We start from the raw sequence: 355 nt of genomic DNA on the forward strand, positions 1-355 counted from the left end.
AGTTTTCCGTACCCCCCATGGCTTGAAGCAGTCTGCCCAGAGCCAGTTCGATATCCTTGTCTTCACAGGGAGTGCTCGCTACCCCTCCTGCCGCCCGGGTACGCAGTCGGGTAAAGATGCCCAGAGCCACTTTCAGGTTTTCGGTACCCCCCATGGTTTGAAGTAGTCTGCCCAGAGCCAGTTCGATCTCCTTGTCATCACAGGGGGTGTTCGCTTGCCCCCCAGCTGCCCGGGCACGCAGCCGGGTAAAAATGTCCAGAGCCGCTTTCAGGTTGCCCGGGCCCCCCCTAATCTCCAGGTATCTGCCCAGAGCCAGTTCAATCTCCTTGTCTTCACAGGGAGTGTTCGCTACCCC

The 355-nt window shown here is 59.2% G+C and carries 1 protein-coding gene; it reads right to left on the reverse strand.

Annotated elements, in window-relative coordinates; all coding sequences use genetic code 11:
• Positions 1-355 (reverse strand): hypothetical protein (locus E1189_RS22330; RefSeq protein WP_196220867.1); only part of this gene is annotated, 355 nt, incomplete at both ends.

Source organism: Parendozoicomonas verongulae (assembly GCF_009711465.1).
Lineage (GTDB): Bacteria > Pseudomonadota > Gammaproteobacteria > Pseudomonadales > Endozoicomonadaceae > Sansalvadorimonas > Sansalvadorimonas verongulae.